Consider the following 19,031-nt stretch of genomic DNA (forward strand, 5'->3'; position numbering starts at 1 on the left):
TTGAAACCTCTCCTTGATGTCTATCTTTGGTGTCGACCTTTGAACCTGCAAGACACACATATCATTTCAGTTGAATAGTGAAGTTGGGGCCTGTTGGGATATCATCATCGAACCAACGAGCTGTAACGGTTTTTGTCTCAGTATAAAATCGAACCGCTTGTTTTCCGTAGGCGTGTAAATCACCATAGAAGCTTCCTTTCCAACCTGTAAAAGAAAAGAAAGGCAATGGCACGGGGATAGGAACATTGATCCCCACCTGACCGACTTCAACTTCATGTTGATATTGTCGAGCAGCGCCGCCATTGGCAGTAAATATAGAGGTGCCGTTGCCATACGGGTTATTATTCACAAGCGCTATCGCCTCTTGTAACGTATCGACTTCGACGCACAACAACACAGGGCCAAAGATCTCCTGCTGATAAACCGACATGTCGGTGCTAACACCACTAAACAACGTTGGACCTAACCAGTTTCCATTCGGGCTACTTTCCACAACACACTGACTTCCATCTAATTCACACGTCGCGCCTTGAGCTTTTCCCTCTTCAATCAACCCTATAACTCGTTGCTTCGCTTGAGCGCTAATCAGTGGCCCGTAACCCGCATCGGGATCATCCCACATGCCTGGTTGAATCTTTGACAATTCCTGCTTCAAGTCCGCTATCCACTCTTTTGCACTCCCGACAAATACCGCTACCGAAATAGCCATACACCGTTGACCTGCCGCTCCAACAGAGGCTCCAACTAAATTGCTAACAACTTGGGCTTTATTAGCATCAGGCATAATAACCATGTGGTTCTTAGCCCCAGCAAAGGCCTGAACTCGCTTGAAGTTCTGGGTACCTTGTTGATAGATATACTGCGCTACTGGCACTGAACCGACAAAAGAGATGGTACGAATATCAGGATGAGAAAGAAGAAAATCAACTTGATGTTTGGTTCCATGAACGATCTGTAAAATCCCTGCAGGTGCGCCAGCCTCTTCAAAGAGCTCAGCAAGACGAATTGAAGTCAGCGGGACTTGTTCGGAAGGCTTCAATATAAAAGAGTTACCGCAAGCAATCGCGATGGGAAACATCCAAAGTGGGATCATTGCAGGGAAATTAAAAGGCGTAATACCACAGCACACACCAAGGGGCTGCATAAACGAATAACTGTCGATGTCGGTGGCCACATTCTCAACCATCTCCCCCATCATATTACTGGCGATATTGGCGGCTTGCTCGACGACCTCTATTCCCCGCCAAACATCCCCTTTTGCATCCACTACCGTTTTACCTGTTTCTTGGGAAAGCAGAGTCGCAATTTGATCGTGATTCTCTTTCAGAAGATGTTGATATCTGAGCATCAGCCTTGCCCTTTCCGGCACCGCGACTTTTCTCCAAACGTTAAATGCCTCAGCGGCACTTTCTACGGCTTTCGTCATCTCCAACTCTGTTGTACAAGGAACCTTTGCAATCACTTCATTAGACGCAGGGTTGGTAACATCAATCCACTCATCGGTCGTTGATTGACTAAATTTCCCATCAATAAATAAGGGTACAGACTGATTCATAGCTCTATCCTTTTATGTTGATCTTTACTGCTTTCCACTTCCAAACTAAACCTGTCACGAAAACCGCTTTCAACCCAATTATGCTCTCGAAAACAATAACGCTTAATCTAGCGTTAGCTTCAATTTAATATGGCACTTCAATACCGATTGCAGTCGCTTCACCACCGCCAATGCAAAGAGATGCAACGCCACGAAAAGTACTTGTGGGTTCAGATTCTGATTCAAGTGTTGCATCACTGCTTTCAGCAAGTACTTTTCTCTTACTGTCACCCAACTGGCGTAATGCATGGATAAGCGTGACGATAATTCTTGCCCCACTTGCACCAATGGGATGCCCAAGCGCACACGCTCCGCCTTTAATGTTCACCTTATCTTTATCTAACCCTAATTGTTTCAATGCGATTAAAGTCACCACAGCAAAGGCTTCGTTGATTTCCCATAGATCGACTTCGTCTATCGACCAATCAAGTTCAGAAAGTAGCTGTTTTATTGCAAAGACAGGGGCGATGGTAAATTCGTTTGGTACTCTTGCATGCGTCGTATGGCCCTTAATAATGGCCAGGGGTTTTAGACCCTGCTTTTTCGCGGCTTCCGAGTCCATAATTAGTAAAGCTGCCGCGCCATCTGCTATAGAACTTGAGTTTGCAGCAGTGACACTGCCATTCTTCGAAAATGCAGCTCGTAACGACGAAATTTTATTTAGATCGATTTCTCTCGGGTGCTCATCAAAGTCCAGTGACTGTTCGGGAGCATCACTAGTTTTACTGTGACTCTTCCCTTTAATCGCCAACGGGACTATTTCATCTTGAAATAACTGTTGATGGCCCGCTTCACGTGACCGCGTCACCGATTGAGTTGCCCATTCATCCATCTCTTCTCGTGATATATCGAGCTTGTCAGCAATAGTTTGCGCGTAAGTCCCCATCAATTCGCCTTCATAGGCATCCTGCAAGCCATCCAAAAACATATGATCATATGTTGTTTTATGACCGAGCCTCATACCACCACGAGACTCCTTGAGCAGATATGGTGCATTGGTCATGCTCTCCATTCCACCAGCTACAACGGTATCAATAGAATTAGCCTTAATGAGATCGTATGCGAGCATGACGGACTTCATTCCCGAGCCACAGACTTTGTTAATGGTGGTACAAGCGACAGAATATGGAAGGTCAGCGCCGAGCGCAGCTTGTCGAGCTGGAGCTTGTCCGCAGCCAGCCGGTAATACACAACCCATAATGACTTCACTGATGGTGTCAGGGTTCACAGGCGCTGCATCTACAGCGGCACGAATCGCGTGTTTCCCCAAATCTGGTGCAGAATAATCACTGAGCATGCCTTGAAAGCTACCCAATGGCGTTCGTTTCGCTGACACTATCCAAATGGATTTATCCATTCGCCCTCTCCATTGCTAGAGAAAAACACAATACTAAACTGGTTATCTTTCGTACTGTGATTTCTTGACGTTTACGTAAGCATAGCACTAACATTTACGTAAACGTCAAGAAACAAAATGACAACATGTAAAGCATTTTGCACACGCTTTCCTCTTTGCTCAGTCTCACGCAAAGAAGGGAGAGGAGGTCAATAAATGGAAACATTTAAAATTAGCGAATTGGCCAAAGAATTCGAAATAACAACCCGAAGTATTCGATTTTATGAAGACATGGGGCTCATCTACCCTACAAGAAATGGGAGCACTCGCGTCTACCATCATAGGGACAAAATTCGCTTAAGGTTAATCTTACGAGGTAAGCGTTTAGGGTTTTCTCTAGCAGAAATAAGAGAGCTTTTCGAGCTATATGACACTGACCAATGCGATAGCCAGTTAATCAAAATGTTATCTATCATTGAAGATAAACAAGACACCCTTCAACGACAGCTCGATGACATTAACGTCGTGATGAGCGAGCTCAACTTAGCGAAAGATCGTTGTCACCAAGCTTTAAGTCGCTCAAATCCTCCTTCAGAGGGATAGTCTGAATTAGTTGATACAACATAATCAGGAAGGCGTTATGAACAGTCAATTTCAGCCATTAAATTTCGGACACGATGAAACCATTAATATGCTTCGCGAGCATGTAAACGGATTCGCAACGCAGCACATCGCTCCCATCGCGGCAAACGTAGATAAAGAAAATCAATTCCCAAACCACCTATGGCAATTGTTCGGGGAGATGGGGTTGTTGGGCGTCACAGTCAGTGAAGAATACGGTGGTGCCGATATGGGGTACCTAGCCCACGTAATCGCAATGGAAGAGATAAGCCGGGCTTCGGCTTCTGTTGCCCTCAGTTATGGAGCACATTCTAACCTTTGCGTGAATCAAATTTACCGAAATGGCACCCCAGCACAACGAGCGAAATACCTGCCCAAGCTTATTGATGGCTCTCATGTCGGCGCTCTGGCAATGAGTGAAGCCAATGCGGGATCGGATGTTGTGAGCATGCAGCTAAAAGCGGATTTAATTGATGATTCCTATATTCTCAATGGCACCAAAATGTGGATCACCAACGGGCCAGACGCTGATACGTTAGTGGTTTACGCTAAGACCGATTCACAGGCCAAGTCTCACGGGATCACGGCGTTCATTATTGAAAAGGGTTTTGAAGGATTCAGCCACGCTCAGAAACTCGACAAGCTTGGAATGCGCGGTTCAAATACGTGTGAGCTTGTTTTCGAACAGTGCAAAGTTCCTAAAGAGAATATCCTCGGAGAGCTAAATCAAGGTGTAAAAGTGCTGATGAGTGGTCTTGATTACGAGCGTGTGGTTCTTGCGGCTGGACCGTTAGGTATTATGCAAGCGTGTATGGATTTAGTTATTCCCTATGTCCACGATCGTAAACAGTTTGGTAAGGCTATTGGTGAGTTTCAACTGATACAAGCCAAAGTCGCTGATATGTACACTCGGATGAATGCCGCCCGTTCTTATGTCTATGCCGTTGCTGCTGCCTGTGACCGAGGAGATTCAACACGAAAAGATGCCGCTGGTGTCATTCTTTATAGCGCCGAATTAGCGACACAAATGGCATTAGATGCGATTCAGCTTCTTGGGGGTAATGGTTACATCAACGAATTTCCCGCTGGCCGACTCTTACGCGATGCAAAACTGTATGAAATTGGTGCCGGCACCTCTGAGATTCGACGTATGCTGATTGGGCGAGAACTTTTTGAAGAGTCAAAATAGCTAGAATCTTTGCCCTTACAATGAAGGCTTAAAGGAGCGTTAAATGGCCGTAATACTGACCAAAGCAAAACCCAATGACCCTCAATTCAAAGAGAATATGAAAGTCATGAGTGAGCTCGTTTCTAACCTTACCGCCAACTTAAACGCCATTAAGAAAGGGGGTGGAAAAGCAGCGATTGAGCGTCAGCGAACTAAAGGGAAGTTACCAGTTCGTGAACGTATCAACGCGCTACTTGATGATGGGACTGAGCTACTAGAAATCGGACAATTTGCTGCGTGGCGGGTTTATGATGATTCAATTCCTTGCGCCGGAGTTGTCGCCGGCATAGGGTTGGTCGAAGGTATTAATTGTATGATCATCGCCAATGATCCTTCGGTCAAAGGTGGCACCTATTATCCATTAACCGTTAAAAAGCACCTTCGAGCGCAAGAAATTGCAGAACGATGCCAACTGCCATGTCTCTATTTGGTCGACTCTGGGGGCGCAAATCTCCCCCATCAAGCAGACGTCTTTCCCGACAAAGATCATTTTGGCCGAATCTTCTTTAACCAAGCTCGCATGTCAGCCAAAGGCATACCCCAAATCGCCGTTGTATTAGGTCTTTGTACCGCGGGCGGGGCTTATATTCCAGCAATGGCTGACGTTTCTATTATCGTCAAAAATCAGGGAACCATATTCTTAGCTGGGCCACCACTTGTCAAAGCAGCAACAGGAGAAATTGTCACAGACGAAGCGCTCGGCGGAGCAGATGTCCACTGTAAAAAATCTGGTGTTGCTGACTACTACGCAAACAACGACCACCATGCACTAACACTGGCACGGGAGGCGCTCGCTAGCACGAACCTAAGCCCACCTACGCCACCAAACAAAACCATACTTCCACCCAGATACGATGCCAACGATTTATACGGGATCGTCAATGCCAACTTGCGCCTACTCTTTGACGTAAGAGAAGTAATCGCGCGAGTAGTAGACGATTCGGACTTCGATGAGTTTAAAGCGCTCTATGGCACAACACTGGTGTGCGGTTTTGCGCATCTTTACGGCCGCCCTATCGGAATCGTTGCCAACAATGGCATTCTATTTTCGGAATCAGCTCAAAAAGGCGCACACTTTATTCAGCTCTGCGCCAAACGGAAAATCCCGCTGCTTTTTTTACAAAACATCACCGGTTTCATGGTCGGTAAGAAATATGAGTCGGAAGGTATAGCCAAACACGGTGCAAAGTTAGTGATGGCAGTCGCTTGCGCTGATGTTCCTAAGTTCACTGTTATCGTCGGCGGTTCTTATGGTGCGGGTAATTATGGTATGTGTGGGCGCGCTTATGATCCTACTATGATATGGATGTGGCCGAACGCACGCATATCCGTTATGGGAGGTGAACAGGCCGCGGGTGTGCTTGCTCAAGTGAAAAGCGATATTAAAAAACGCAACGATGAACCATGGACCGAAGAAGACGAGCTACAATTTAAACAACCCATTATTGAACAGTATGAAACAGAGGGACACCCATACTATGCCAGTGCAAGACTTTGGGATGATGGCATTATCGATCCTAAAGAGACTCGCTCTGTCTTAGGTCAAGCTTTAGTAGCTGCGCTGAATGCACCTGTTAAAGAGAGTGAATTTGGGATTTTCCGTATGTAGGCCGGTCATCATGAATAAACAGACAAAAACAACTCACCCGGACTCAGCCCACGATAGCGTGAGCCAAGTGCTTTGCCATATTGACTGTAAAGGGGTTGCCACATTGACACTAAATCGTGTTGATAAACACAACGCCTTTGATGACAAACTTATCAAGCTGCTGAATAAGCAAATTAAAAAACTCGCTCGGCTCCCCTCTGTACGCTGCTTGTTGCTTCGTGCGAACGGCAACTATTTCTCCTCTGGCGCAGATCTCAATTGGATGCAATCTATGGCTGAGCAAAGTCCTAGTGAGAACCGGCTGGATGCAGACAACCTAGCCCTGTTAATGCAACGATTAGATAACTTCCCCCGTCCAACCATTGCAGTTGTTCAAGGCAGTGCGTTCGGTGGCGCATTAGGGCTAATATGCTGTTGCGATATTGCCATAGCAACAGAGAATGCCCAATTTTGTCTTAGTGAAGTAAAACTAGGACTGGTTCCCGCTACCATCGCACCTTATGTGTGCCGAGCTATTGGTACACGTCAAGCAAGGCGATACATGCTGACCGCTGAAAAGTTTAGCGCCCTTACCGCATGCCAATTAGGTTTGCTGCATTACGTTGTAGAATCAAGTGTGGTTTACCACTATCAACACCAGAGTAAAGAGCAAAACCTGCGCTTGGAAGCTCAAGTCCAGTCAGTTGTTCATATGCTAATTTCAAACAGCCCAAATGCACTTAAAGAGACGAAAGCCCTTTGTCACATGTGCGAACAGCGGCCTATAGATCAAGAATTAATCGATCATACGAGTCAGTTAATCGCTGATATTCGCAGTTCAAAGCAGGGACAAGAAGGGGTGCGAGCCTTTTTCGCCAAACGCCCACCCGCATGGAAACGTAGATAAATGCACAATCAAAGTTCAGTTAGCCAACAAGACATTACTCTACCATCACACGTTAAGATCGTAGAAATGGGGGCGAGAGATGGGCTTCAAAACGAAGCGTTGATCAACACCGAGAACAAAGTTAATTTTATTAATCAACTGTCTGCCACTGGCCTAACCCATATTGAAGCCGGTTCATTTGTCTCTCCTAAGTGGGTGCCACAAATGGCTGACTCTAAACAGGTCATGGAAAAAGTCATTCGGCGACCTAATGTCGTCTATTCCGCTTTGACGCCGAATCTTCAAGGGTTAGAACAAGCTATCGAGGCCGGCGCTGACCAAATCGCAATATTTACGTCGTGCTCAGAAAGCTTCAGCCAAAAGAACATCAATTGCACGCTAATGGAAAGTCTTGAACGCTTTATACCTGTGGTTGAACGCGCCAGCTCTTTGGATATACCCGTCCGAGGCTATTTATCCTGCGTCATCGACTGCCCTTATGATGGCGCAACTCCACCAGAACAAGTCGCAGAGATCGCAACGCTACTCCTTGATGTTGGATGCATGGAGGTTTCATTAGGAGACACCATAGGCACAGGAACGCCCATTCGGGTTCAACAAATGCTGAGTGCTGTACAACAAGTCATCCCCACCCAACAGATTGCCGTGCACTTTCACGATACATGGGGACTGGCGCTCGCGAACATTTACCAAGCGCTAAAGATGGGCGTAAACGTTATAGACAGTAGCGTCGCTGGATTAGGCGGCTGCCCTTATGCTAAAGGCGCTAGTGGTAATGTCGCAACCGAAGATGTGCTGTATTTATGTCGCGAACTTGGTATTGAAACAGGTGTTGATTTGGATAAAGTGGCACAAGCTGGATGGGATATTTGTAAGGTCTTGAACAAAGATCCAAACTCCAAAGTATCAATGGCGATGCGAGGTTAACAACACGACGGTACTTTCATGAATACACCTGAAAATATTCAGGTGTATTGTAGTCGCTTAACTAAAAATATTAGTATGCTTATTCTCTCGTGATCGCACTGTTTACATCATCTACTCGTTGCGGCTGCTTTTTAATTGACGCAAAAACGGCGATCATCATTGTCAATAGAAGTACAGCCAACGACAAATAAGTTGGTATCTCATAATCACTACCCACCAACATCATCTTGATGCCAATGAACACCATAATGAATGCTAAAGCAGGCTTAAGATAAACGAACTTATCCATCATCCCTTGAAGGACAAAATAGAGTGAACGTAAACCCAATAGTGCAAATACATTCGCTGCCAAGACTAAAAATGGCTCTCTGGTTACGGCGAAAATAGCGGGGATTGAATCCAAAGCGAACATGACATCCATAAACGCGATGACTCCAACCACAATAAGCATCGGCGTTGCCCACCATTTACCCTGCTCTTTGACCCATATCGAGTTACCCTTGAACTCTGCTGTTACAGGAACAAAACGGCGAATGAGTTTTTCTGGCAGCGGGTTTAGCTCTTCTTCGCCAGAACTTGTTGCTAACTTTATGCCTGTCCAAATCAAAAAGAGAGCAAACACATACAACAGCCAGTGATACTGTTCTAATAACTGCGCTCCAACTAAAATCATCACTGCACGTAAAAACAATGCACCGATCACGCCCCAAAGTAACGCTCTTGGCCGTAATTTTTCAGGCACTGCGTACTGATGGAATATAATCGCAAAGATAAACAGGTTATCTACACTCAATGACTTCTCAAGCAAGTATCCGGTGATGAACGATACCATTGCCTTTTGGGATGAATAGTCACTGTCAGGAGCATACACCTCCCAAAACAGTGAAATGCTGAAAGCGAACACAAAGGCGAGAGCGAACCAGAAGATACTCCAGATTGTAGCTTTTTTAATAGAAATGTTGCCGCCACGCGTTTGCCAAATATCGAGTGAAACAAGTGCGGTGGTTAGCAGGGCAAAGCCTACATAAACTTCAGGGGTCATAATTCCTCCAAATTGGAGGGCTGTCGGTATGAGTCTAGGGTGATTAACCGTAAGTCTGCAACTTTAATAACAAAGCCCTCCACAAACAAAATTAACGATAATAAGCACAGATAACCACGCTTAATATCGCTTTGATTGTGTTGGTCTTGTCGAAGTTGATTCACTATTAATGACTCAACTTATACTTACCGGAAAAGCGAACGCTTAACGAGATGACGATAAGTAAACTAAAGGCGACTACTCCCCAAACAAGTGCATAGTATGGCTAAAGCAGTTGTTCGTCTACAGACAATATGTCAGGGTTTTGTGATAACTAGTATGAACAATACTAGTCATATATTCTAATCAACAACCGTCTTATACCGTTCAAACGAAGACTCACTCTATTTAATTGTAAAAGGGCGCTTGATGCGCCCTTGTATAATTACCGAATACTGGATTAATTCGTCAGCTGACTTTCCAGCATCTTCTCTAGTCGGTCTAGCGGTACATAACCAGACACGAGTTCGTCACCGATTAGCATTGCAGGCGTGCCACGTATCCCTAAGTCTTTCATTAAGTTGTAATTAGTTGCCATCATTTCAGTCGACAGTTTTTCAGCATTGTACTGCTTCTCTGTCCCTGTTTTCTGCGCCACCTTAAAGACTGAAGCTTCATTATGAGCACCCGGTTTACTGATCAACATATCATGGACTGCTTTGTATTTTTCTGGTGCTTGTTGCCAGACGTTCAATGCGTATGTTGTTGAATTATTTTTGCTTCTTAATTCCTTGAGTGGAACTAACAGGTTAATCACTTTTATCTGCTCAGGGTACTTGTCCACTAGCTCATGAAGAACAGGGTCTAATTTTTTACACCACGGGCAGCTGTAGTCTGTCACATTCACAATCGTCACCGTTGGCTCTTTCGCTCCAAATGACGATTGATTCGGGTTGTTGTAAATATAGTCATGGTTGTGCTCTAACGCTTGGTCAAACACGTTCTGCTCACTCAAATAGTTAATCAAGCTCGTATGAAGGCCATCAATGAGTGATGGGTTTGAATTCAACATAGTATTAATCTCGTCCATTTTTTCATCTTGCGTTTTAGCCAAAGCTAACGGAGAGATCAGTAGCGCACTGATTAGTGCTGTAACCAATTTAATTTTCATTTTATTGTCCAAAATTCTTTTATTTATAGGAATGTACTTTTAGCAGTCAGTCTTGTGTTCTGACTATCGAGCAAGCCACAAACGAGCATAAAGACCCGGCGGAGTGGTTATGCCAGTGGTAATTGATTTCACTTCGCCATTACGAATAATCACAATGGTTGGCGTGACCGTTACTCCCCACTCTCGGAAGATGCTATTTCGATTGTCGTTGATGTTCGAGAAATCATACCCATGGGCCTCAAGATAACGAGATACTCTTCTGTCTTCACCCGATGTTCCTGATATACCAACGACATGATAAGAGTCGCCTAATCGGTTGATTGTAGGAGTTACAAACTTACACGCCCCACACCATGTCGCCCAAAAATAGACCACGACAGGTTTCTCTTTACTCATCTCTATCACGTCAATGTATTCACCATCGAGCGATAAAGCTTGAATCGGTGACGGGACATCATTTGGCATGTCTTGAGCTCGCCAGTAATCTACACCTATGGACACGACGGTAATAACCACCACATACATGAGTACTTCTTTAAGCCAGTACTTCCAAGTACGCTTCTTTTTGGGTTTGCTGGCCTTTGTTTCTTTGTCTTTGGTCATCTTAGTGTTCATTTTTTACCACCACTTGCTTGGTTAATGGCGTCAATGACAACGTCGCTGTTTAAGATGACAGGTAACGGGATTCCATCTGGTGCCTGTGGTCCATAAACGATGTTAAATGGGACGCCAAATCGACCGTGAGAACGAAGATAAGCCGTCACACTCTCACTTGGACGCGTCCAGTCACCTTGCATGGTAACAACATCTGGGTGTTGAAGCGTGCTATAAACCGGCTCTTGAAGTACCACACCAATTTTATTGGCCTTACATGTAATACACCAATCCGCAGTAATATCGACAAACACAGTTTTCCCATTTGCGACATGTTGTGAAATGGCATCAGTAGACAGTGTTTGCCATTCTGGCTCTGGCGGTAAAGGGCTAGCCCATTTATCAGCCGTCATACTGCCTATGATCATGCCACCCGCAATTAGGGCAATAGTTAAGCCACCAGCCCAAGCCGCTGCCTTCTCTCCATGTACTTTCAATGTACGAATAAAGAGAGTAATTACCGCCGCAATTGCAATGACATACACCCATAAAATCGGTAAGTGGTTTGACAGCAACGTAAGAAGCCAGATGCTCGTCAGTAGCATCATGCCGCCAAATAAATACTTAACGTTGTTCATCCAAGCGCCAGGTTTAGGCAGAGAGAGAGCTATCGCAGGGAAGATTGATACCAATATCCAAGGCAGCGCCATACCTAAGCCTAAAGCTATAAATATCGCGAACATCGTTGGAATGTTCGTTGCCAAGGCAAATGCAACAGCGGTTCCTAGGAAAGGAGCAGAACACGGCGTTGCAAGCAGTGTTGCAAACATACCTTGAGTGAAGTGACCACTGTATGAGTTATCCCCTTTTGTCGCCATCCAAGTATTGGTGTTTGAGGATAAACGAATCTCAAACAAGCCCAACATATTAGCGCCAAACAACGCGGTGATTAGTACCATTAAGCCAATGAACCAACCACTTTGAAACTGTATTCCCCAACCTACTGCATTTCCTGTCAGCTTGAGTGCTGCTAGGAAGGAAGCAATCAGGAGAAATGATGTCAAAATACCTGCTGACGAGGCCAGAAACTGGAGTCGAATTTGCCTTCTGTTAAGCGACGACGCAGAAACCACACTGCTTAGTTTCATGCCTAGCACTGGAAGTACACAAGGCATTATATTTAGGATAAGTCCGCCTAAGAACGCAAACAAAAACATCTTTTCAATGGATAAACTCGTATCGACTTCAGTAATAATTTTCGACACAACTATCGTAGGTAACTCTGTAATGAAGTCTTGATCATCGATGGTTACCAAGATTTCTTCACCACCGAGATCTGGCGTACCCATCCAACTTGTCACATCAAATGTAGCTACTAGAGTATCACCTTCAACCCGAATGATAGGACGTGTAAACGCTGCGTCTTCAACTTCTTCAGAGTGCCCATCTACGAGAATATCCGGTTTATCCCAACCTATTTTCTTAACTGCAGTAACTTGCAGTTTGCTCTTGCCTTGATCCCAAATCGCACTGATTTCTTGAATCAGTGGTGAGGCTTTAGGTACCTGACTGAGCCCTTGAGCGTAGATGTGCATCGCTGCATCAGATAGCAACAGATCTGATGGTACGAAAGTCAATTCAAGAGGATAATCGGTAAGAACACACACCGTTGTACATGAAGACAACGTCAAGTTTGACTTGAACGTCACCGGCGTATTCATATCTTCAACATGAAGAGTCATGGGGAAAACGACCCGCTTTTTGTAGCCGAGTGTTTCTATACCTAGCAGGCTGAACCTCTGCGGGTATGGCCATAACCAATCCACATCATTAACATTTACGGATTCATCCCAACTCATGCTTGGCTTAATTCCACCCTCACCAGGGCTACGCCAATAGGTCTTCCAATCTCCAGCCAGTTTAACTTCAAGAAAGCCTTCGACTGTTTTCTGAGACTCATTCACTTGCCCTGTTACGACAAAACGCGTCTCTACGGGTGGGTGATCTGGATTTTGTAACCAGCCAGTGCTAACAGTATCTGCACCTAATGAAGTCTCTGGTACAGGTTGAGCCAATGCTTTGGGGATAAGTACATATGCGCTGCCTAAAAGAATGACCAACCATATGAAGGCTGATACCGCAGCAAAATTGATTTTTTTCATCTGTGTTCCTATAAAAATAAAGATATAACGAATCGCTGGCTAAGCCAGTAATCGAAATTTTTATTCTCTAAACACACACAAGGTTAAATGAGTCCGCCGTTTGGGGACAATTGGTTCGGTAAAAGATGAGAAGTTACCCGGCAACGACATCAATAATGCGATAAATAGGAGCGCAAAAATGAACATCATCAGAGGATAGTCATCGATTTGATGCTGGTGAGCATTAAGTAACTGCTTCGAGAGTTCACACTCTTGAGTTAAGTTGCTGTCTTCTTGTTGAGCACCTAACGATGAAGCCGTTTTAAGCGGTGTAGACACAGGGGTAACTTGAGCATAACCATTCGTTTCTTGAGAGTAGCCGTTTGTGTCTAGCGAGTAATTGATAGAACAAACTTGGAAAAATCCAGCATTTTGAGCCACGCACACAAATACGACCCACCATACGATCGCAAGCGACCATCGGGCTAATCTGTATTTGTTTTGAGGAGTCTTCATAGCTTCAACTGCAAAAATAAGTGCCGTGTATTGTGATTGTTTTTATAGGACAAATTCAAGTGCTATTTGTTCAATACACAAGAAAATATAATTAATGCGTACGTATAAAAGGGACATTTATCAGCTATGGCAATAAAAGTGCTTTATCCAACATAAATTGTGGTAGGACTATGCCCCACCGTTTTAACTCATACTCGCTAAAGATAAAACGCCCACGAGCAGGGGTTACAATAGGACGTAACGCTCCACTGCTAAAGTAGTCATTGACCAATTTGGCCGCTTCTTCCCCTTGCTGCTCACCACTGATAGTTAAACCGCCGATAGTTTTACCCTTACCTATCGAATAACTCCAAAAAGAAAAAACTGGAACAGGGCTATTTTTACTAGTCCACTCGCTCACCTCATCTAAAGGGACATTATCGCCAGTCTCATCACTTAGAGCCGCGTAATTCGCAATGATTAAAGCATCGTAATGCAATTCTTTAGCGTTCAAAACGCGCTCTTTCCAAGTTTTATAATCACTAATCAGTGAGCTGCTTACCGTAATACCCAAAATAGATTGTTCAACTTTGTTATTAAACGACGTTTCTAAAATTGCATGCGATGTCGCTCTATTATCCATCATCACATTGACATGTTCTAGCTCCGGCAATAACTTTATCAACATAGACACTGACCGATTCATTAAAGGCCGCTCAATGGCACCGGACGTATATTCGTTCAATTCAAGGTAGTCGCGAGGGTTGGAATTTATACCGAGAAAGACGAGTGGAAGATTATTTTCAGTTATTTTTCGCCCTAATAATCTAAGTGCATTGTCATCAGCCAACACCACCAAATCAGGCTTTTTCTGCTCAATAAAATGCCACGCACTGTTTGAAATGGCTGAGAATTCAACATCGGGTTTACGCTTTGTATCCAACTCATATTCATCTAATTGAATCTTTCCTATCTCATTCAAAAAACCAGTTCGGTACTGCTGCACCCAAGGATAAGACAAATGATAACTATGAATAAAGACGACACGACCTGCTGTAGCCAATGTACTGAACAATAGTAGAAAAAGTAGTAAAGCGATCCGGTTCATTCCATGCCCCCTTTGCTTTTACAATTGTAGTCAATTCCACAGCGCTTACATCTTCGATTAAATATCTCTAACCGTTGCTCCACACTTGAGGAGCAGTCATTGCAAATTATAGCTCCGCACTAGAACTACCCACAGTGATACCAGCGTTACGAGCAGTTGCTTTATTAGAATTGAGTTTTGGGATAGGCGACGTACTTTTAATCTGAATAAGTAAACAGAGAATAATGGACGAGATCCCTACCCAGCCCAATTTCGTAAGCTGTTCCCCAACGATAACAACGGCCAACACAGTTGCAACGAGCGGCTCCAGTAATGTAATTAATGTTGCTTTACTAGCGTCGATATATCGAAGACCATAGCCAAAACAGAGATAACCAATGAACATTGGAATAGTAGCCAGATAAAGTGCAATCATCGTATGTTCAGCATCTCTAAAAAGGTTATCCCCTGTATACAAAAGTGACGGTAGTAAAAGCAAACAGGCCAAACCAAATAAACATCCCATACTCGATTTTGACGAGATCCCTTTATCAATAAGCTCTTTTGCCGCCCATGAATAAAAGGCATAAGTCAGCCCTGCAACAAGCCCTAATACTAGCCCAAGGTTATGTCTGGTAAATTCAGAGTCTGGAGAATATTGGTGCGGATGGCTGAATGCTAAGAAAGTTATCCCTAATCCTCCAAATGCAAAACTAACCACCCAAGATACCTTAATCGACTTCTTGCTAATAAGACGCTCAAGTATTACCGTAAAAAATGGGGCACTCGCGATAGATACGACGGTACCTATCGCAATGCCAGACCAGTTCATTGAGGTATAAAACGCCAATGGATATAGAGCCACTGATAGACTTCCTATAAGCAGCAATAATGGATTAGAGAGCAGTATTGGCATGTCTCTCTTAATGGCCTTAAGGGAGTATATGAAAAGTAACAGCCCTCCAAGTCCTGTTGAAAATGCACCGATTGCCAATGGATTCACACCTGAAGTTAGGCTTGCTGTTGTACCCGTCGTCCCCCATAGAACGCTTGAAAAAGTCACCGCACCAATCCCTCGTAAAATTTTGTTATCCTTTAACATATCGATTCTTCATCCTTAATAAATTAAGGGTGATATTAATACGAGAGAATTCACTTGTTCTTGCAGAAAGGACTATTCCTACAGCAACTAAGACGTAATTACCTGGAAAGCTTAGAAGGTGTTAACCCAAAGTGTTGGGTAAAGCGTCGGCTAAATGCGGTTGGGTCACGGTAGCCAACACTTTCCGCAACAATCGAGATTGGGTAATCGGTATTAAGCAATAGAGCCTGTGCTTTATCCATACGCATTTTGGTTAGATATTGCATCACGGAAAGTTTGGTCTGCTTTTTAAATATCAACTTTAATTGTGTCGGGCTTAGGCACGCAATATGAGCTAAAGACTCTATCGACAAGTCGTCGCTTAAGTTTTCTTCCATATGATCCAACACGTTTCTGACTCGATGATCCAACTGCTTCACTAGCCTTTGCTCTTTTAGCAATCCATTAAAAAGAGAAAAAACCTGACCTTCGAGTGCATTACTCACCTGAAAAATAAGTTGCTGTTCGACAAAAGATAGAAAACTCTTAAGCGGAGGTGTGATTGTAAATACCACGACATCCGAGTTAGTGAGATTTTCCGGCAGTTCCTCCATGTCGACGATAACAAATTTCGCATGGTCTTGAGCGGTAAAGTAATGCATTTGACCCGTTTGGATAATGACACACTCTCCAGGCGTCACCTTCCCCGTGTAAGATTCTATCTCTAGATTTATCACACCACGCAATGGGAGAACGAGCTGATGAAAGGGGTGAGAATGTCCCCTTTTTTGGCGACTATAAGAACGAATCGAGATTGAGTTAGACATAGCCTTACCGCAAATAATAATCAGATGGCGTCAATTTCACTAGCCTATCCCAACATTCGTATTCACTAAAGTCATAGGGTTGAAAATGGTGATAGTTGATCACTATGAGAATAGATTAACGTTTAATTCCACATCTATCTATTTGTATAATATGGCAATGAAACTTGTGCGTTTTGCGACCGCTTCGACAGCAATTTCAACCCACCAACACTATGCTGACCCAAGTGAATCAAGAAAGAGGAATAGTTATGAAATACAAACACATCCTAGTTGCACTAGAGCTTTCAGACGACAGTAAAATACTCATCGATCGAGCTATCTTCCTTGCAAAAACCATGGGCGCTGAGATCTCCTTCGTCCACATGGACGGGACACATGGCGAAATTTATCCGGATCTTATCGACATCACAACAGGCGTCGAAGACATTCCTTTAAAGCAAAACTCCATAGATCAACTTAGAACGTTTGAAGCTTATACCGACTTCCCCATCAAGTCTTTCTTTGTCGGCACAGGGGATTTAAGTAATAAGCTCCACGACACTATCATTGATAACAATGTCGACCTGTTAATATGCGGTCACCACCACGACTTTTGGAGCAGTATTGTTTCTTATTCCAAGCACCTAATAAACAAGTCACCTGTGGATATTCTAATTGTGCCCATTGAAACTTAACTTGGTAAATATCGTAATTTATATGCGTAGCTAGCCCATTGGTAGCTACGCATTTTCTTCTCTATTGTTTCTAAAATCTGTTATCTTCGGAATTCAAAATAAAGATGTATGATCTGCAAGAGGCATGAATGGCAACAATTTCAGATGTATCTCGTATTGCTGGAGTTTCAAAAGCGACGGTTTCTCGTGTCATTAATGGTACGGGGCAAGTCAAAGAAAGCACTCGAGAATTAGTTAACTCTGTCATGTCAGAACTTAACTATAAACCTAGCTCAGTCGCTCAAGCCTTAGCAACAAAAAGTGGTAATAGCATTGGATTAGTCCTTTCAGATTTCACCGGAAGTTATTTTGGAATTTTGCTCAAACAAGCCTCTGTTAGCGCCGATCTAATGGGTAAGCAACTTCTGATTGCGGATGGACATAACCAAGCAGAGAGTGAACTAAAAGCTGTACACTCATTGGTTGAAAAGAGATGTGATGTCATCGTTTTGTATAGTCGAATGCTATCAAGCGATCAAATCATTGCACTCAATCATTCCATTGATATTCCGTTAGTGAACGTAGGCCGAGAGTTACCATTAAGTGCAGGCTATTCCATTGCATTTGATCAGCAACATGCTGTCAAGATGGCGGTTGAACACCTGTTAAATTCCGGCCACAGAAAGTTGACCTATATTGGCCCAAAGCCCGCCACACCTACGTCATCATCTCGTTCAAAAGGTTTCAATAAGGCCATAATGGCACACCCCGAACTTTTTCTAGAATCTCGCCAAATCGCCTGTGAATTTGGTTATATAGAAGGGTACGCCGCCGGAAAAGAACTCATAGAAGAAGGGCTGTTGGATACTGCAATCGTTGCCGCTTCAGATGATATTGCCATCGGTTGCATTAAAGCATTGACCGAACATGGGCTATCAGTACCTAAGGATATATCTATTGTTAGTATTGATAACGATCCTTGTAGTGCATTCATTGAACCAGCACTTACAACCGTTGAAGTTCCCATTCAAACGATTATGGCGCAGGCCATGTCTGTCGCACAAAGGCTCATTCAAGGAGACCTTTCATTTGAATCAGAGGTGATTCGCGGGCAACTCATCGTACGAAATTCGACTATGCCTAACTCGCTCTAGTTCATCTTCCTAACCTCCCCTTTTTTGCTATTAATTCACCTTAAAATGGGAGGTATTACTTCTGTTTCCTTTCTTCATTCTATATCGCCCTAAACCTAATTCTCCTTCTTTTATCTACAAAAACATCACTAGTTTACATTCGTTTAAAAATTAGACACAGCCTGCATAAATCGATCATATGTTACTCATTGCAATGATTTGTGGTGTATATATGTAACCGGTTACCGAAACCGGTTACATTAAAAATCATAAGTGGTTATACACGGAAAGGAGAAACGATATGAAGATATTCCTCTGCTGCGCTGCTGGTATGTCAACAAGCATGCTCGTGAGCAAAATGGAAAAGGCGGCAATAGAAAAAGGCGTTAAGTGTGAAATATCAGCGCATTCAATCTCAGAGTTTGATGAGTGCATCAAATGGAGCGATGTCTGCTTGGTTGCTCCCCAAGTAAAATTCAAATATGAGGAGTTTAGACAAGTAGCCAAAGAGCAAAATAAGGGCTGCGGACTGATCGATATGATGAATTACGGATTATTAAAAGGCGATGCAGTATTAGAACAAGCAATTTCACTCTATCAAGCCCACGAAACTATGGAGAGTTAGCA

The 19,031-nt window shown here is 43.8% G+C and carries 18 protein-coding genes; 8 read left to right on the plus strand and 10 right to left on the minus strand.

The features are described from left to right. Window positions 1-61 precede the first annotated feature (61 nt). Together L4C54_RS06130 and L4C54_RS06135 are read right to left on the minus strand one after the other, a co-directional pair. Window positions 62-1,555 (minus strand): CoA-acylating methylmalonate-semialdehyde dehydrogenase, encoded by a 1,494-nt coding sequence (locus tag L4C54_RS06130; protein WP_428807477.1) that lies wholly within the window; start codon window positions 1,553-1,555, stop codon window positions 62-64. Window positions 1,556-1,679: 124 nt separating this feature from the next. Further along, the gene (locus L4C54_RS06135; RefSeq protein ID WP_428807478.1) at window positions 1,680-2,951 is read right to left on the minus strand and encodes a thiolase family protein; all 1,272 of its coding nucleotides are present in this window, start codon (window positions 2,949-2,951) and stop codon (window positions 1,680-1,682) included. 195 nt (window positions 2,952-3,146) lie between these two features. Here L4C54_RS06135 and L4C54_RS06140 point away from each other — a divergent pair, with 195 nt between their 5' ends. Genes L4C54_RS06140 through L4C54_RS06160 form a run of 5 tightly spaced genes read left to right on the plus strand, consistent with a single transcriptional unit; the run spans window position 3,147 to window position 8,201 of the window. Beyond that, window positions 3,147-3,533 (plus strand): MerR family transcriptional regulator, encoded by a 387-nt coding sequence (locus L4C54_RS06140; RefSeq protein ID WP_428807479.1) that lies wholly within the window; start codon window positions 3,147-3,149, stop codon window positions 3,531-3,533. A gap of 37 nt (window positions 3,534-3,570) precedes the next feature. Then, a complete protein-coding gene (locus L4C54_RS06145; RefSeq protein WP_428807480.1) occupies window positions 3,571-4,740 on the plus strand; it encodes an isovaleryl-CoA dehydrogenase in 1,170 nt (389 codons plus the stop codon). A gap of 43 nt (window positions 4,741-4,783) precedes the next feature. Next, window positions 4,784-6,388, plus strand: a complete 1,605-nt coding sequence (locus L4C54_RS06150) for a carboxyl transferase domain-containing protein (protein WP_428807481.1) — start codon at window positions 4,784-4,786, stop codon at window positions 6,386-6,388. A 10-nt stretch (window positions 6,389-6,398) separates the two neighbouring features. Continuing rightward, window positions 6,399-7,274 (plus strand): enoyl-CoA hydratase-related protein, encoded by an 876-nt coding sequence (locus L4C54_RS06155; protein ID WP_428807482.1) that lies wholly within the window; start codon window positions 6,399-6,401, stop codon window positions 7,272-7,274. A gap of 33 nt (window positions 7,275-7,307) precedes the next feature. After that, on the plus strand, window positions 7,308-8,201 hold the full coding sequence (locus tag L4C54_RS06160; RefSeq protein WP_428807939.1) for a hydroxymethylglutaryl-CoA lyase: 894 nt from the start codon (window positions 7,308-7,310) through the stop codon (window positions 8,199-8,201). Between the two features lie 79 nt (window positions 8,202-8,280). Here the strand turns inward: L4C54_RS06160 and L4C54_RS06165 are convergent, their stop codons facing one another. The 8 genes from L4C54_RS06165 to L4C54_RS06200 form a co-directional block, all read right to left on the minus strand. Further along, on the minus strand, window positions 8,281-9,243 hold the full coding sequence (locus L4C54_RS06165) for a TerC/Alx family metal homeostasis membrane protein (RefSeq protein WP_428807483.1): 963 nt from the start codon (window positions 9,241-9,243) through the stop codon (window positions 8,281-8,283). A 439-nt stretch (window positions 9,244-9,682) separates the two neighbouring features. Further along, complete coding sequence (locus L4C54_RS06170; protein ID WP_428807484.1) at window positions 9,683-10,393, minus strand: DsbA family protein; 711 nt, start codon at window positions 10,391-10,393, stop codon at window positions 9,683-9,685. Between the two features lie 63 nt (window positions 10,394-10,456). Continuing rightward, window positions 10,457-11,008 (minus strand): protein disulfide oxidoreductase, encoded by a 552-nt coding sequence (locus tag L4C54_RS06175; protein WP_428807485.1) that lies wholly within the window; start codon window positions 11,006-11,008, stop codon window positions 10,457-10,459. After that, entirely contained in the window at window positions 11,005-13,149 is a 2,145-nt protein-coding gene (locus L4C54_RS06180) for a protein-disulfide reductase DsbD family protein (protein ID WP_428807486.1), read from the minus strand. The genes L4C54_RS06175 and L4C54_RS06180 overlap by 4 nt, the downstream gene beginning before the upstream one ends. A 60-nt stretch (window positions 13,150-13,209) precedes the next feature. Further along, a complete protein-coding gene (locus L4C54_RS06185) occupies window positions 13,210-13,644 on the minus strand; it encodes a copper resistance protein (protein ID WP_428807487.1) in 435 nt (144 codons plus the stop codon). A gap of 124 nt (window positions 13,645-13,768) precedes the next feature. Then, window positions 13,769-14,731: an ABC transporter substrate-binding protein gene (locus L4C54_RS06190; RefSeq protein WP_428807488.1), complete on the minus strand. Its 963-nt coding sequence runs from the start codon at window positions 14,729-14,731 to the stop codon at window positions 13,769-13,771. A gap of 106 nt (window positions 14,732-14,837) precedes the next feature. Then, the gene (locus L4C54_RS06195) at window positions 14,838-15,812 is read right to left on the minus strand and encodes a DMT family transporter (protein ID WP_428807489.1); all 975 of its coding nucleotides are present in this window, start codon (window positions 15,810-15,812) and stop codon (window positions 14,838-14,840) included. 98 nt (window positions 15,813-15,910) lie between these two features. After that, on the minus strand, window positions 15,911-16,618 hold the full coding sequence (locus tag L4C54_RS06200; RefSeq protein WP_428807490.1) for a helix-turn-helix domain-containing protein: 708 nt from the start codon (window positions 16,616-16,618) through the stop codon (window positions 15,911-15,913). 248 nt (window positions 16,619-16,866) lie between these two features. Here L4C54_RS06200 and L4C54_RS06205 point away from each other — a divergent pair, with 248 nt between their 5' ends. The 3 genes from L4C54_RS06205 (at window position 16,867) to L4C54_RS06215 (ending at window position 19,029) form a co-directional block, all read left to right on the plus strand. Beyond that, window positions 16,867-17,292, plus strand: coding sequence for a universal stress protein (locus L4C54_RS06205; RefSeq protein ID WP_428800055.1), 426 nt, complete (start codon window positions 16,867-16,869; stop codon window positions 17,290-17,292). A 128-nt stretch (window positions 17,293-17,420) separates the two neighbouring features. Continuing rightward, on the plus strand, window positions 17,421-18,425 hold the full coding sequence (locus L4C54_RS06210; RefSeq protein ID WP_428807491.1) for a LacI family DNA-binding transcriptional regulator: 1,005 nt from the start codon (window positions 17,421-17,423) through the stop codon (window positions 18,423-18,425). A gap of 280 nt (window positions 18,426-18,705) precedes the next feature. Then, complete coding sequence (locus L4C54_RS06215; protein WP_428800053.1) at window positions 18,706-19,029, plus strand: PTS sugar transporter subunit IIB; 324 nt, start codon at window positions 18,706-18,708, stop codon at window positions 19,027-19,029. The last annotated feature ends 2 nt before the right edge of the window (window positions 19,030-19,031 follow it).

The sequence above is a fragment of the Vibrio lamellibrachiae genome (genome assembly GCF_050337265.1).
GTDB classification, from domain to species: domain Bacteria; phylum Pseudomonadota; class Gammaproteobacteria; order Enterobacterales; family Vibrionaceae; genus Vibrio; species Vibrio kyushuensis.

What these genes read in the sequence shown, in the direction of transcription:
- L4C54_RS06200 (WP_428807490.1), bottom strand. Translation starts at nt 16,618, where the DNA reads ATGTCTAACTCAATCTCGATTCGTTCTTATAGTCGCCAAAAAAGGGGA.
- L4C54_RS06190 (WP_428807488.1), bottom strand. Translation starts at nt 14,731, where the DNA reads ATGAACCGGATCGCTTTACTACTTTTTCTACTATTGTTCAGTACATTG.
- L4C54_RS06140 (WP_428807479.1), top strand. Translation starts at nt 3,147, where the DNA reads ATGGAAACATTTAAAATTAGCGAATTGGCCAAAGAATTCGAAATAACA.
- L4C54_RS06210 (WP_428807491.1), top strand. Translation starts at nt 17,421, where the DNA reads ATGGCAACAATTTCAGATGTATCTCGTATTGCTGGAGTTTCAAAAGCG.
- L4C54_RS06175 (WP_428807485.1), bottom strand. Translation starts at nt 11,008, where the DNA reads ATGAACACTAAGATGACCAAAGACAAAGAAACAAAGGCCAGCAAACCC.
- L4C54_RS06165 (WP_428807483.1), bottom strand. Translation starts at nt 9,243, where the DNA reads ATGACCCCTGAAGTTTATGTAGGCTTTGCCCTGCTAACCACCGCACTT.
- L4C54_RS06205 (WP_428800055.1), top strand. Translation starts at nt 16,867, where the DNA reads ATGAAATACAAACACATCCTAGTTGCACTAGAGCTTTCAGACGACAGT.
- L4C54_RS06155 (WP_428807482.1), top strand. Translation starts at nt 6,399, where the DNA reads ATGAATAAACAGACAAAAACAACTCACCCGGACTCAGCCCACGATAGC.
- L4C54_RS06130 (WP_428807477.1), bottom strand. Translation starts at nt 1,555, where the DNA reads ATGAATCAGTCTGTACCCTTATTTATTGATGGGAAATTTAGTCAATCA.
- L4C54_RS06180 (WP_428807486.1), bottom strand. Translation starts at nt 13,149, where the DNA reads ATGAAAAAAATCAATTTTGCTGCGGTATCAGCCTTCATATGGTTGGTC.
- L4C54_RS06215 (WP_428800053.1), top strand. Translation starts at nt 18,706, where the DNA reads ATGAAGATATTCCTCTGCTGCGCTGCTGGTATGTCAACAAGCATGCTC.
- L4C54_RS06135 (WP_428807478.1), bottom strand. Translation starts at nt 2,951, where the DNA reads ATGGATAAATCCATTTGGATAGTGTCAGCGAAACGAACGCCATTGGGT.
- L4C54_RS06185 (WP_428807487.1), bottom strand. Translation starts at nt 13,644, where the DNA reads ATGAAGACTCCTCAAAACAAATACAGATTAGCCCGATGGTCGCTTGCG.
- L4C54_RS06145 (WP_428807480.1), top strand. Translation starts at nt 3,571, where the DNA reads ATGAACAGTCAATTTCAGCCATTAAATTTCGGACACGATGAAACCATT.
- L4C54_RS06195 (WP_428807489.1), bottom strand. Translation starts at nt 15,812, where the DNA reads ATGTTAAAGGATAACAAAATTTTACGAGGGATTGGTGCGGTGACTTTT.
- L4C54_RS06170 (WP_428807484.1), bottom strand. Translation starts at nt 10,393, where the DNA reads ATGAAAATTAAATTGGTTACAGCACTAATCAGTGCGCTACTGATCTCT.
- L4C54_RS06150 (WP_428807481.1), top strand. Translation starts at nt 4,784, where the DNA reads ATGGCCGTAATACTGACCAAAGCAAAACCCAATGACCCTCAATTCAAA.